This window comes from Rhodoblastus acidophilus (assembly GCF_025961575.1).
Taxonomy (GTDB): Bacteria; Pseudomonadota; Alphaproteobacteria; order Rhizobiales; family Beijerinckiaceae; genus Rhodoblastus; species Rhodoblastus acidophilus_C.
Map to the genome: position 1 here is coordinate 148,345 of NZ_JAOQNX010000002.1, position 12,580 is coordinate 160,924.

Annotated in this window: 18 protein-coding genes; all 18 read right to left on the reverse strand. The window is 64.2% G+C overall.

Going from position 1 to position 12,580, the window contains the following annotated elements:
* Positions 1 to 21: 21 nt before the first annotated feature.
* The 18 genes from M2320_RS01910 to M2320_RS01995 all read right to left on the reverse strand — a co-directional run bounded on the left by M2320_RS01910 (position 22) and on the right by M2320_RS01995 (position 12,576).
* Positions 22 to 1,029 (reverse strand): zinc-dependent alcohol dehydrogenase family protein, encoded by a 1,008-nt coding sequence (locus tag M2320_RS01910; RefSeq protein WP_264595849.1) that lies wholly within the window; start codon positions 1,027 to 1,029, stop codon positions 22 to 24.
* A 40-nt stretch (positions 1,030 to 1,069) separates the two neighbouring features.
* Complete coding sequence (locus M2320_RS01915; RefSeq protein ID WP_264595850.1) at positions 1,070 to 1,972, reverse strand: EamA family transporter; 903 nt, start codon at positions 1,970 to 1,972, stop codon at positions 1,070 to 1,072.
* Positions 1,969 to 3,471: an exopolyphosphatase gene (ppx, locus tag M2320_RS01920; protein ID WP_264595851.1), complete on the reverse strand. Its 1,503-nt coding sequence runs from the start codon at positions 3,469 to 3,471 to the stop codon at positions 1,969 to 1,971. The genes M2320_RS01915 and ppx overlap by 4 nt, the downstream gene beginning before the upstream one ends.
* Position 3,472: 1 nt before the next feature.
* Complete coding sequence (locus M2320_RS01925; RefSeq protein ID WP_425540643.1) at positions 3,473 to 5,668, reverse strand: RNA degradosome polyphosphate kinase; 2,196 nt, start codon at positions 5,666 to 5,668, stop codon at positions 3,473 to 3,475.
* A 54-nt stretch (positions 5,669 to 5,722) separates the two neighbouring features.
* Positions 5,723 to 6,412, reverse strand: coding sequence for a DnaA ATPase domain-containing protein (locus tag M2320_RS01930; protein ID WP_264595852.1), 690 nt, complete (start codon positions 6,410 to 6,412; stop codon positions 5,723 to 5,725).
* Positions 6,409 to 7,515, reverse strand: coding sequence for an AI-2E family transporter (locus M2320_RS01935; protein WP_184427425.1), 1,107 nt, complete (start codon positions 7,513 to 7,515; stop codon positions 6,409 to 6,411). Before M2320_RS01935 ends, M2320_RS01930 begins: the two co-directional genes overlap by 4 nt.
* Positions 7,516 to 7,536: 21 nt before the next feature.
* Positions 7,537 to 8,082, reverse strand: a complete 546-nt coding sequence (locus tag M2320_RS01940) for a CDP-alcohol phosphatidyltransferase family protein (RefSeq protein WP_184427426.1) — start codon at positions 8,080 to 8,082, stop codon at positions 7,537 to 7,539.
* Positions 8,083 to 8,244: 162 nt separating this feature from the next.
* Complete coding sequence (locus M2320_RS01945; RefSeq protein ID WP_184427427.1) at positions 8,245 to 9,654, reverse strand: PucC family protein; 1,410 nt, start codon at positions 9,652 to 9,654, stop codon at positions 8,245 to 8,247.
* A 133-nt stretch (positions 9,655 to 9,787) separates the two neighbouring features.
* Positions 9,788 to 9,973, reverse strand: coding sequence for a light-harvesting protein (locus M2320_RS01950; protein ID WP_184427428.1), 186 nt, complete (start codon positions 9,971 to 9,973; stop codon positions 9,788 to 9,790).
* A 12-nt stretch (positions 9,974 to 9,985) separates the two neighbouring features.
* Complete coding sequence (locus M2320_RS01955; protein ID WP_184427429.1) at positions 9,986 to 10,114, reverse strand: light-harvesting protein; 129 nt, start codon at positions 10,112 to 10,114, stop codon at positions 9,986 to 9,988.
* Between the two features lie 281 nt (positions 10,115 to 10,395).
* A complete protein-coding gene (locus M2320_RS01960; RefSeq protein ID WP_184427430.1) occupies positions 10,396 to 10,581 on the reverse strand; it encodes a light-harvesting protein in 186 nt (61 codons plus the stop codon).
* Positions 10,582 to 10,593: 12 nt separating this feature from the next.
* Complete coding sequence (locus M2320_RS01965) at positions 10,594 to 10,734, reverse strand: light-harvesting protein (protein WP_264595853.1); 141 nt, start codon at positions 10,732 to 10,734, stop codon at positions 10,594 to 10,596.
* 279 nt (positions 10,735 to 11,013) lie between these two features.
* Positions 11,014 to 11,196 (reverse strand): light-harvesting protein, encoded by a 183-nt coding sequence (locus tag M2320_RS01970; protein WP_184427432.1) that lies wholly within the window; start codon positions 11,194 to 11,196, stop codon positions 11,014 to 11,016.
* 12 nt (positions 11,197 to 11,208) lie between these two features.
* A complete protein-coding gene (locus M2320_RS01975) occupies positions 11,209 to 11,337 on the reverse strand; it encodes a light-harvesting protein (protein ID WP_184427431.1) in 129 nt (42 codons plus the stop codon).
* 274 nt (positions 11,338 to 11,611) lie between these two features.
* Positions 11,612 to 11,797, reverse strand: coding sequence for a light-harvesting protein (locus tag M2320_RS01980; protein WP_264595854.1), 186 nt, complete (start codon positions 11,795 to 11,797; stop codon positions 11,612 to 11,614).
* A 12-nt stretch (positions 11,798 to 11,809) separates the two neighbouring features.
* Positions 11,810 to 11,950, reverse strand: a complete 141-nt coding sequence (locus M2320_RS01985) for a light-harvesting protein (RefSeq protein ID WP_264595855.1) — start codon at positions 11,948 to 11,950, stop codon at positions 11,810 to 11,812.
* A 288-nt stretch (positions 11,951 to 12,238) separates the two neighbouring features.
* Positions 12,239 to 12,430 (reverse strand): light-harvesting protein, encoded by a 192-nt coding sequence (locus tag M2320_RS01990; RefSeq protein WP_264595856.1) that lies wholly within the window; start codon positions 12,428 to 12,430, stop codon positions 12,239 to 12,241.
* Between the two features lie 14 nt (positions 12,431 to 12,444).
* On the reverse strand, positions 12,445 to 12,576 hold the full coding sequence (locus M2320_RS01995; RefSeq protein ID WP_184427436.1) for a light-harvesting protein: 132 nt from the start codon (positions 12,574 to 12,576) through the stop codon (positions 12,445 to 12,447).
* Between the last annotated feature and the right edge of the window lie 4 nt (positions 12,577 to 12,580).

The following is a 12,580-nucleotide window of genomic DNA, read 5'->3' on the forward strand; positions in this document are numbered from 1 at the left end:
CATCCGGACAGGACAGGCGGGTCACATCTCCAGGCAGATTTTTCCAAAATGCTTGTTGCTCTCCTGGTGGCGGAAGGCGGCGACGATCTCTTCTAACGGAAAAATCTTGTCGATCACCGGCTTCAGGCCGGTGGCGTCGATGGCGCGGATCATGTCCTGCTGCTGGCGGCGGCTGCCGACCAGCACCGCCTTGAGCTGCTGTTGTTTCAGCAGCGCGTTGACCAATGGGAAATCGCCGGCGAGGCCGGTCAAAATGCCGATCACCGAAATATGGCCATGCACCCGCGCAGCGATCATGCTTTGCGCCAGCGTCGCGGGGCCGCCGACCTCAATGACGTGATCGACGCCGCGGCCGTCGGTGATGTTTCGCACGGTCTCGCCCCATTCCGGCGTTGACCGATAATTGATCAGGTGGTCGGCGCCGAGCGCCGCGAGTTTTTCCAGCTTTTCATCGCTCGACGAGGTCGCGATCACCGTCGCGCCCGCCTGTTTGGCGAATTGCAGGGCGAAAATCGACACGCCGCCCGTGCCCTGCACCAAAACGGTGTCGCCGGCCTTGATGCGGCCTTCCTCGTGCAGCGCGCGCCAGGCGGTGAGGCCGGCCGTGGTGAGCGTGGCGCTTTCCGCCGCGGTCCAGCCTTTGGGCGCATGGGTAAAACCTCGGGCGGGGGCGGTGACGGTTTCGCGGGCAAAACCGTCGACGCCGTCGCCGGGCGTGGTGGCGAAGCCGACGACCTCGGGTTCGCCGTCGAGCCAGGTGGGGAAGAAGGTGCTCACGACCTGATCGCCGGGCTTGAATTCGGTGACGCCGGGGCCGACCGCCAAAACCTCGCCGGCGCCGTCGGCCATGGGAATGCGCGGCTCCGTCGGCCCCCACATGCCGCTGACCACGGCGTAATCGTGATAGTTGAGCGAGGAACCGCGCAGCCGCACCTGGATTTCGCCGCAGGTCGGCGCCGGCGCCGCGCGGGTCGTGACCGTCACCTTGTCGAAGCCGCCGCCCGGCTGCACCACGATCGCCTTATCCATGTGTTCCTCCCGTTTGTTGGCGAGAATTTGGCGACAATTTTTACGGCGCGCGACTCGACGTTGGTACAGGGCGGCGGGCGAAGACGGTGATCGCCAGCCCGGCGAGCACGACCACAATGCCGACGAGCGTCGCGGCGCCCAAGCTTTCGCCAAAAACCCAGGCCGCGCCGGACAGGCCGAACACCGGGACCAGCAGCGAAAACGGCGCGACCTGGGCCACGGGATGGCGGCTGAGCAGCCAGGTCCACAGCCCGAACCCGATCATGGTCGCGCCATAGGCCAAAAAAGCCGCGCCGCCCCAGACCGCCAGATTGGGATGGGTGAAGGCGTGGATGATCGCCGCATGGTCCTCCGCCAGCCAGGACAAAGCCAGCAACGGCGCCGGCGCGACGAGGCTCGACCAGGCGATGAAGCCGAAGACGTGGATTTTTCCGGCGCGGATCGAGAACAGGTTTCCAGACGCCCAGAACATCGCCGCGCCGATCACCGCCAGGAACGGCAGGATCGGGGCGGACAGGCCGCGTGAAAGCCCGATCAGCGCGACGCCTGACAGCGCCACCCCTGCCCCGATCATTTGCGCGGCGCGCGGTCTTTGGCCGAGTGCGATCCAGGCGAGCAGGATGGTGAAAATGGATTGGGTCTGGATCACCAGCGACGCCAGACCCGCCGGCATGCCCCAGCGGATCGCCAGAAAAAGCAGGCCGAACTGGCCGACGCCGATGCACAGGCCATAGCCGATCAGGTCGATCAGGCGCGCTTTCGGGCGCGGAACGAACAGCACGGCGGGAAAGGCGGCGAGGATGAAACGCATCGCCGTAAACGCGAGCGGCGGCGCCTCCGCGACACCCGCCTTGATGGCGATGAAGCTGAACCCCCACAGCGCCGCAATGAGCACGGCCAACAGCAAATCGCGGACAGGAAGGTTGTCCTGCGCGCTCCTCACTTGATCTCCAGCGCCGGCTTGCGCCCGAGCAGCCGCGCCAATTGCTTCATGCGGCCGGCGAGCCGCTCGCCCGCAAGGTCGGCGAGGTCGGGCGGCAGAGTCAATAAAAGTTCGCCGCGCGCGCAGGTGAGTTTGACACGGGCCAGAACCCCGGGGCTGGAGGCCGAAATGATATAGGCGACGCGTTGCAGCGCGCCCATGATCCGGGCGCGATCCATCAGGCGCGGGGTGGCGAGGCCGCGAATGAGCGGATTGACGTCCTCGTCCATGCCGATGTGGCGATAGGCCACGGCCATGCCGAGATAGGCGCGGCCTGCATGGTCCACGCCCATGGTGGGCGTGTTGGCGAGCAGGTCCATGGCCAGCAACGCGCGATGGTCCGGGGAGGTACGCCAGCCGATGTCGCCAAAGAGGCAGGCGGCGTGGCGCAGCCGCTTTTCTTCCGCCGTCTCGTGCAGCTGGCTCGATGCGAAAAAGGCGTCGGTCCAGTGGATCATGTCCTCGCCATGGCGCGGCGCGCGCGAGCGCAACAGATTGTAAGCGCGCGCCGCCTCCAGCAGCGGGTCCTGCGCCCGCGTCGCCGCGTCGAGCCGGTCGAACAGCAGGCCCTCGCGCACGCCGCCGATCGAAATCACGATCCGCGACGGTTTGCCGCGGCGGATGATTTCCTCCAGCGCCACCGCGCCATAGGCGAGCGAGGGGCGGCGCTGCTGCGACACCACGCCGACGGAAACCAGCGCTTCGCTGTCGACGCGCTCGACCAGAGCGGCGAAATCCAGCGCGTCGCGCGCCGGGATCACATAGCCGTGCATGACATCGAGCGGGTAGTTGCGCTGGTGCATGTGCAGTTTCGCCAGCGCCCGCCAGGTGCCGCCCACCGCATAAAAGGTGCGCCCGCGCAGGGCCTCGAGCGGCGCCGCTTCGGCGAGCGCCTGACGGGCGATCTTCACCGCCGTCTTGGGCGAGCCGCCGGAGGCGTCCATCAGCGCGAGCGCGCCGAGTTTGAGCGACACGCCGGAGCCGCAGCGGCCCGCCTTGACGTCGATCAGCTCCAGCGAGCCGCCGCCGAGATCGCCGACCACGCCATCGGCGTCGTGGAAGGTGGAGATGACGCCGAGCGCCGACAATTCGGCCTCGCGGGTGCCCGAAATCAGTTCGATGGGCCGGCCGATGGCCTCGCCGGCCGCGGCGAGGAAGGCCGGGCCATTGGCGGCGTCGCGCGCCGCCGCCGTGGCGATCGGCCTGATATCGTCGATCTCCATGATTTCGCAGAGTTTGCGAAAGCGGCGCAGCGAGGCCAAAGCCCGCTCGACCCCCTCGGCGGCGAGTTCGCCCGTGGTGGTGACGCCACGGCCGAGGCCGCACATGGCCTTTTCGTTGAAAATCGGCGCGGGCGAACGCGTCACCCCCTCATAGGCGACGAGGCGCACGGAATTGGAGCCGATGTCGACGATGGCCGTCGGTTTGACCCCGGGCAGCCGGCCTTGACCCTGATGCATTTCAGTGCCGTTCGCGCTTCTTGAACAGAGGTTTGGGGCTCGACTCGCGCAAGCTCTTGCCGCGCCCGGACAGCGACGGATTGGTCATGAAATATTTGTGCAGGTTGAATGGTTCCTCGTTCGGCTGGCGCTCCATATGGACGGAGGAGCCGTCGGGCAGGATGCGATAGGACTGCTGGTTGTCGAGCATGTTGCCGACCAGGATCTGGTCCAGAACCTGTTCGTGCGTGGTCGGATTGGTGACCGGCAGCAGGGATTCGACGCGGCGGTCGAGATTGCGCTGCATCAGATCGGCCGAGGAAATGTAGACGCAGGCCTTCTTGTGCGGCAGGCCGTAGCCGCCGCCGAAGGCGTAGATGCGGGTGTGCTCGAGAAAACGCCCGATCACCGATTTGACCCGGATGTTTTCGGACAGGCCCGGCACGCCCGGACGCAGGCAGCAGATGCCGCGCACCACGAGATCGATGGAGACGCCGGCCTGGCTGGCGTCATAGAGCGCGTCGATCATTTCGGGATCGACCAGGGCGTTGCATTTGAGCCAGATCGCCGCCGGGCGTCCCGCCTTGGCGAAAGCGACCTCCTCGGCGATATGGCCGAGCAGTTTCTTCTTCAGCGAGATCGGCGAGACCGCCATGCGCTCGAGGCCAACGGGCTCGGCATAGCCGGTGATGTAGTTGAAGATGCGCGAGACGTCGCGCCCCACTGCCGGGTCGGCGGTGAACAGCGAGACGTCGGTGTAAATCTTGGCGGTGATCGGGTGATAATTGCCGGTGCCGATATGGCAATAAGTGGCGAGTCCGCCGCTCTCGCGCCGCACGACGATCGACAATTTGGCGTGGGTCTTCAACTCGATGAAGCCGAACACGACTTGCGCGCCGGCGCGTTCGAGATCGCGCGCCCAGCGAATATTCGCCTCCTCGTCGAAGCGGGCCTTGAGCTCGACCAGAGCGGTGACCGACTTGCCCGCCTCGGCCGCCTCGACCAAAGCGCGCACGATCGGGCTGTCCGACGAGGTGCGGTAAAGCGTCTGCTTGATGGCGACGACATTGGGGTCGCGCGCCGCCTGCATCAGGAACTGCACCACCGCGTCAAAGCTTTCATAGGGGTGGTGGACGACGAGGTCCTTCTGCTTGATGGCGAGCAGGATGTCGCCGCCGTTATCGCGCACGCGCTCGGGAAAGCGCGGGGTGTAGGGGGTGAATTTCAGGTCCTGGCGCGGCAGGGAGACGACTTCCGAAAGGTCTTTCAGCGCCAGCATGCCGTCGAGCGCGATGACCTCGTCGGCTTCGACATCGAGTTCCTCGGCGACGAAGGCGCGCAGGTCGGCCGGCATTTGCGCGTCGGTTTCGAGGCGGATCACCGAGCCGCGGCGGCGCCGCTTCAGAGCGGTTTCGAACAGGCGGACGAGGTCTTCCGCCTCCTCTTCGACTTCGAGATCGCTGTCGCGGACGATGCGGAACAGCCCCCTGCCCTTCACCGCATAGCCCGGGAACAGCTTTTGGATGTGGGTGAGGATCAGCGCCTCCATCGACACCAGGCGGAAGCCGCCGCCCGGCGTCTCCGGCAGGCGGACGAAACGCTCGATGTTCTGCGGCACGCGCACCAGCGCCTTCATCCGCTCGTGGCCGCTCGCCTCCTCGAGGTCGAGCGCGAGCGACAGGCCGAGGTTGGGAATGAAGGGGAAGGGATGAGCGGGATCGACCGCCAGCGGCGTCAGAATCGGAAAAACGTGCTGGAAGAAATAATCGTCCAGCCAGAGCTTTTCTGACTTGGACAACTCATCCGCATTGACGATGGAGATTCCCTCGCCAAACAGCTCTTCTTGCAGGTCATGCCAGCGCCGGGTCTGCTCGCGCGCCAAAAGGCTGACGCGGGCGTGGATGAGCGGCAATTGCTCGGCGGGCGACAAGCCGTCGTCGCTAGGCGTTTCGACGCCGCTGCGCAATTGCCCGCGCAGACCGGCGACGCGCACCATGAAGAATTCGTCGAGATTGTTGGCGGAAATCGAGACGAAACGCACCCGCTCCAGCAGGGGATGGCTGGGATTGGAGGCCTCCAGCAGGACGCGGCGGTTGAACTCGAGCCAGGACAATTCGCGGTTGATGAAACGTTTGGGCGAGCTCCGCAGGTTTTCGTCGGCGAGCGCGGCGTCGGCCGGCTGGGTCATCGCGCTTACGGGTTGCATCACCTCGGTCATCTCGTTTCGCTTTCTGGTTGGCCGCGACATATTGTCCCCCCGGCCCGTCGCAGGTCAATCGCCGTCGTCTTCGCCGCAGCCGAATCGCGGATTCGCGCGCAAAAAGGCGCCGGCGAAGGCGCGAGTCACCGCCCGTCCCTGGGCCAAGGCCTCGCGGTCGAGCGCCTCCACCAGTTCCGCGCAGGCGGCGAGCGAGCGCTCGATGCGCGCGGCGAGATAGGAGATCGTCGTCTCCTCCACGCGAATCTGCCGGTCGTCGAACAGTTTGATCAGGATGGCGGCGATGAAAATTTCGTCGGGCGCGGCGATCTCTGCCTGAGGCATGCGACGCAAACGTGACAGCAGGTCCGGCGTCCGCACGCCCCAGAAATCCGGCGGGCGGGACGCCGTCAGCATCAGCGCGCCGCCGCTCTCGGTGAACAGATTGATGAGATGGAACAGCTCCTTTTCCGGCGCCTGTTCCGCGTCCTCCAGCAGCAATGCTTTCTCTGCCCCCAGGATGGGGGGGATGGCGGCGTCCATGGCGCCGGCTGCAAAAATCTTGGCGCCCGACCGAAAAGCCCAGATCGCGCCCAGATGGCTCTTGCCCGAGCCCTTGGGGCCGCTGAGCAGCAGCATGTTGCGCGGCCAGTTCGGCCACAGGCGCACCAGCGCAAGCGCCTGCGCGTTGCACGGGTTTTCGAGAAAATCCTCTTCGCCGTATCTGGGCGAAAGCCGCAGGTCCAGCGGCAATTGCCCCGTCATGGCGTGTCGAGGTCCATCCCGTGGAACAGCGGGCTCTTCTTATAGCGGGCGGCGGCGAAGCGGACGAGGACGCCGAAGGCGGCCGCCGCCGGCACGGCCATAATCATGCCGACAAAGCCGAACAGGCTGCCGAAGGCGAGCAAGGCGAAGATCAGCCAGACCGGATGCAGGCCGACGGAGCCGCCGACCAGTTTGGGGGTCAAGAAATTGCCTTCGAGGAACTGGCCGGCGAAGACCACGCCCATGGCCATGCCGAACAGTCCGAGATGCGGCCAGCCCTGGACGATGGCGACCACGGCGGCGAACACCAGCGCCGTGAGCGAGCCGACATAGGGAATGAAGCTGAGCAGGCCCGCCGAGGTTCCGATCAGGAAGCCGAAATTGAGCCCGATGAGCGACAGGCCGACGCCGTACCAGAGGCCCAGGAAAAGACAGACCAGCGATTGGCCGCGCAGAAAACCGCTCAGGGCGCGGTCGATGTCGCCGGCGATTTCGAGGACGGAGGGACGGTGGCGCGGCGGCACCAGGCTGTAGAGCACGGCGATCATCTTGTCCCAGTCGAGCAGCAGGTAGAAGGTGACGACCGGGGTGATGACGGTGAGGGTGACGATGCCGACCAGCGCCTGTCCGCCGGACCAGATCCCTTTCAGGAAATTGCCGAACCATTGCACGCCCTGGCCGACGAAATTGCCCAGGCTCTTTTGAATGGATTCGCTGGCGTTGGCGCCGTCGAGGCCGAAGCGCTGCAGCCACTCGCCGCCATATTTTTGCAGAAGCTCGGCGGCCTGCTCGGTGGCGAGGGTTTGCAGCTTGGCGGCATAGACCGGCAGGCTTTCGGCGAATCCCACGACCTGACGGCCCAAAACCGGCGCGAGGACGAAAATGACGATGGTCAGCACGACGACGAAAGCCGCGACGATCACCAGCGTCGCCAGCAGGCGGCTCAGGCCGAGTTTTTCCAGACGGTCGGCGACGGGGTCGAGGACATAGCCCAGAATCAGCGCGGCGACGAAGGGCGCCAGGACGCTTGCGAACATGTAAAGGCCCAGGCTGGCGAGCACCAGCATCAGGAGCCAGAACGCGACCTGCCATTCGATGCGCATCCGCCAGACCTCGACATTCCATCACGCCGTCATATGCGCGACCCAACGTCTGCAATAGGCCGCCAGCGAGGCCAAGGTCAATGCCGCCACGATCCAGACCCCAGCGGTGAACCACGGCATCGGGAACGGGAAGGCCAAGGCGGCAAGCAGCAGCACGACAAAGGCGATCTGCGCCGCCGTATTGGCCTTGGAGAGGAAATGCGGCTGGATGGTCATCGGCTTGTCCATCATCCAGCACAACAGCACCGCGCCGACGATCATCAGGTCGCGCGACACCACCAGAGTGGCGAGGTAAAAGGGGATCAGGCCGATCGCCGCCAGGGTCACGTAATTGCAGACCAGGAGCGCCTTGTCGGCGAGGGCGTCGAGATAGGCGCCGAGTTCCGAGCGCAGATCGAAGCGCCGGGCGATCCAGCCGTCCAGCGCATCCGAGAGGCCAGCGACCAGGAAAATGGCGAGCGCCTCGGGCCAACGCCGCTCCACGATCATATTGACCGAAAGCGGCGCGAGCATGAGGCGCGCGAGACTGATCAGATTGGGAACGAAGGCGAACCAGGTCTTGACCATGGAGACTCGACGCCGGAGCGATCCGGCGGAGGCCGGCTCGCTCCATGGCTCCAGTTTGCTGTTTGACTCTTGCCGCTTAACCGGCGTCGCCGGTTGAACGGGCGCGCGCCACTATGGGGGAGGCGTTCCGGCGCGGCAAGGCGCCGGAATCGCCCAGTCCCGTCAGGCGGAGGCTTCGGTGGGCGCCGCCGGCCGGCGACGGCGCAGCAGCGGGATCATGGTGACGATCGCCGCCAGCAGGAACAGGATTTCAATGCTGTAGACGACATTGTAGGGGGTGGCCGGACCGAAGAAATCGGCGCCCGGCGTGGCCGCGACCGTATCGCGGATCACGCCGCCCAGGGCGATGGCGATACCGGCGGCCGAGGCCTGGACCGCGCCCCAGGCGCCCAGCGCCAGACCGGCCTGCTCTTCCGGGGCCAGATTCATCGTCGCCGTCAGCGTGCCATGGCCGAACAGGCCCGCGCCGAAGCCGATCAAGGCGGTGCCAATGGCGAACAGCGCCATGGAATTGCCCAGCGGCGCCGAGAAAATCACGCAGAGGAAGGCGGGAATGCCGACCAGCGCGCCGTAACAAGCCATCAGGAACGGATCCATGCCGCGGCTGAGCACGCGCGAGGCCAGGCCGAAGCCCAGCAGACCGCCGATGGCGAGCGCCGCCGTCAGTTTCGTGGTCTGAGACACGGCCAAGTGCAGGATCTGGCCGCCATAGGGTTCGAGCAACACGTCTTCCATGCTGAAGGCCATGGTGCCGAGGCCGACGGCGATCAGACGGCGCTTGGCGCCAAGGCCAGCCGTAAAAGTGGTCCAGGCCTCGCGGAAGGACGGCTGCTTGCGCTCCACCTTCGGCCCCGTATAGGGCGTGCGCGCCTCCTGCTGCCACATGGCGATAACGTTGAGAACCATGGTGGCGACGGCGGCGCCTTGAATCACCTGGATCAGGCGCGCGGGGCTGAAATCGGCCAATGCGGCGCCGAACACCTGGGCGCAGATGATCATGCCGAGCAGCAGCATGACATACATCAGGCCCACGACCTTGGGCTGCGATTCGACCGGAGCGAGATCGGTGGCCAGCGCCAGACCCACCGTCTGGATCATGTGCAGGCCGGCGCCGACCAGCAGGAAGGACAGACCGCCGCAGGCATAGCCGATCCATTCCGGCGTGTTCACGGATTCGCCGAATTTGGTCAGAACCAGGATGGCGAAGGGCATGATGGCGAGGCCGCCGAACTGCAGCAGCGTGCCCTGCCAGATATAGGGGACGCGCTTCCAGCCGAGCGCCGAAACATGGTTGTCAGAGCGGAAGCCGATCAGCGCGCGCAGCGGGGCGAAAACCAGCGGCAGCGAAATCATGATGCCGACCAGCGAGGCCGGCGCGCCCAGTTCGACGATCATGACGCGGTTGAGCGTGCCGACCAGCAGAACCAGCGCCATGCCGACCGAAACCTGGAACAGGGAAAGGCGCAGAAGCCGGGACAGCGGCAGGTCCGGCGTGGCGGCATCGGCGAACGGGAGATACTTGCTCCCGAGGTTCACCCATTTCTGCATCAACTTGGCGCTGAGAGGATTCATGGATGCGGCGGCCCGTTTTTGCGGCGGCGTTTGCTCCGCCAAGTATCAGAAAGCGGCCGGCGTCATGGACACCGGCCGCCAGAAAAACTCAGAAGTCGATCTGGCGTTGCGACACGCCAAATTCAACTTGGGATCAGCCGACGGAGATCGTCTCGGTGATCGCGGCCTTCTTCAGACCACCCTGCCAATAGGCCTTGAACCAGGTGGTGTTGTTGAGGAGCGCGAGATGCACGAGGATCGCGATGACGGTGACGGAGCCCAGCAGAGCGGGGATGCCAACGGCCGGGTTAACGACGGTCCAGATCTTGCCTTGGTTCATGATGAGAACTCCTTAGTGCAGCCAGGGGGTCAGCGAATAGGCGAGAACATGCGCAAAGAGCGCGATGACGCCAAACACGCGAGCGCCGTCAATGACGTGCTTGTGAAGTTCTTCGGCTTGCGCCTCGTTGAGTACAGCCATTGTCCACCTCTCAATAAAAGCCACTGTTTATCGTGCGTTGACCGCACGCGATTCTACACCTGTGGCTCGGCGACCGGCGCATCCGACGACAAGATCGTCAGCGGCAAGTGGACGTCACTATAGCTTGACAGACGTTCTTGTCAACGACGAATTACAAATTTTTAATGTGGCAGACAGAAAAGCCAAGACGCTGAATTATAAAAGAAAACCGGCCAGCGCCCGAGAGCGCTGGCCGGCGGATTTCAGCACTTGCGCGACATCGGAGGATGTCGCTGAAGCACTCAGCCGAGAACGGTGGTCTCGATGGCCGCAGCCTTCTTCACACCACCCTGCCAGTAGGCCGGGAACCAGGTGGTGTTCGACAGGATCGCGAGGTGCACGAGCAGCGCGATAACGGTGACGGAGCCGAGCAGAGCGGGGATGCCGAAAGCCGGGTCAACGACGGTCCAGATCTTGCCTTGGTTCATGATCAGAACTCCTTAGTGCAGCCAGGGGGTCGCGGAGAAGGCGAGGAAGTGCGCAACCAGGGCAACGCCCAGGAACACGCGAGCGCCATCGATCACGTACTTGTGGAGTTCTTCGGATTGCTCCGCATTCAAAGTAGCCATTGTCCACCTCATAAATAGGTCGTCGCCACTATCGTTTCGTGCGCGAAACGCACGAGATTTTTCACCAGTGGCTTGGCGACCTGCGCGCAGCGCGGAACGCCGCGTTGCAGGTAGACGTCACTATAGCTTGACAGGTTTCCAGGTCAATACTGAATTACAATTTTTTAATGTCGCGGAAAGCTGCGCGTCAGCAGGCGGCGGCGCCCCCCGGAATCAAAAAGCCGACCAACATCCGAAGATGCTGGCCGGCCCTAAGGCTTAGCCGACGTCAGGCGACGTCAGCGAAGGCGCTCAGCCGAGAACGGAGGTCTCGATCGCAGCGACCTTCTTGCCACCCTGCCAGTAGGCCGGGAACCAGGTGGTGTGCGACAGGATCGCAACATGCACGAGGATCGCGATCACGGTCACGGAGCCGAGGAGCAGCGGGAGGCCAATCGAAGGATTGACGACGGTCCAGATCTTGCCTTGGTTCATTGTCGGAATTCCTTAGTGCAGCCAGGGGGTCGCGGAGAACGCGAGGAAATGCGCGACCAGCGCGAGGCCCAGGAACACCCGGGTGCCGTCGATAACGTACTTGTGCAGTTCTTCGGATTGCTCCGCAGTCAACGTAGCCATTGTCCACCTCTTGTAAGTCACCACAATTTTCTCGTGCGCGAACGCACGCGATTATTCGCTTGTGGCTAGCGACCAACGCACGGCGCGCCGTGCAGAAGGTGGGGTCACTATAGCTTGACACTTTTTACTGTCAATATCGAATGACATTTTTTTAATGCGCGCATTGTCGCAACATCTGGACCGATAGGCGCAAAAGAAAACCGGCCGGCGCTCAAGGCGCCGGCCGGCGAATTGCAGCATTCACCCAACGTCAAACGACGCTGCGGAAGAAAACTCAGCCGAGAACGGTGGTCTCGATGGCCGCAGCCTTCTTCACGCCACCCTGCCAGTAGGCCGGGAACCAGGTGGTGTGCGACAGGATCGCGAGGTGCACGAGCAGCGCGATAACGGTGACGGAGCCGAGGAGGGCGGGGATGCCGACGGCCGGGTCAACGACGGTCCAGATCTTGCCTTGGTTCATGATCGGAGCTCCTTAGTGCAGCCAGGGGGTCGCGGAGAACGCGAGGAAATGCGCGACCAGCGCGAGGCCCAGGAACACCCGGGTGCCGTCAATCACGTACTTGTGCAGTTCTTCGGATTGCTCCGGAGTCAACGTAGCCATTGTCCACCTCATCGTTTGAGCCACTCTTGTCCTCGCGCCAAGCGCGCAGTCCCTGTGCCTATGGCTCATCGGCTCCGCACCAAGCGACCAACGTCGCGGTGCAGCAGGTAGCGTCACTATAGCTTGACATCCTGACGCGTCAAGCGCGCATGACTTTTTTTTAATGTTCGCCGTAATGTTTCGGCCTGCGGCAAATACGCACTTTCCTCCAGCATCCCGCGCGCCAAACGCGAACGGCCGGCATCTCATTGACGCCGGCCGTTAATTTGAAAGTTCACTTGCCAGACTGAGACAGTCCGATCAGCCGGCGATGAACGAGGTCTCGATCGCGGCGGCCTTCTTCACGCCGCCCTGCCAGTAAGCCGGGAACCAGGTGGTGTGGGTCAGGATCGCCAGATGCACGAGGATCGCGATCACCGTCACGGAGCCAAGGAACAGCGGGAGGCCGACGCTCGGGGGGACGACAGTCCAGATTTTCGCCTGATTAGCCATTAGTCAGATCCTTCTCAGTGCAGCCAGGGAGTCAGGGTGAAGGCGAGGAAGTGCGCGAACAGGGCGATGCCCAGGAACACCCGGGTTCCGTCGATCACGTACTTATGCAGCTCTTCGGATTGCTCCGGGGTCAGCGTAGCAGCCATTTTC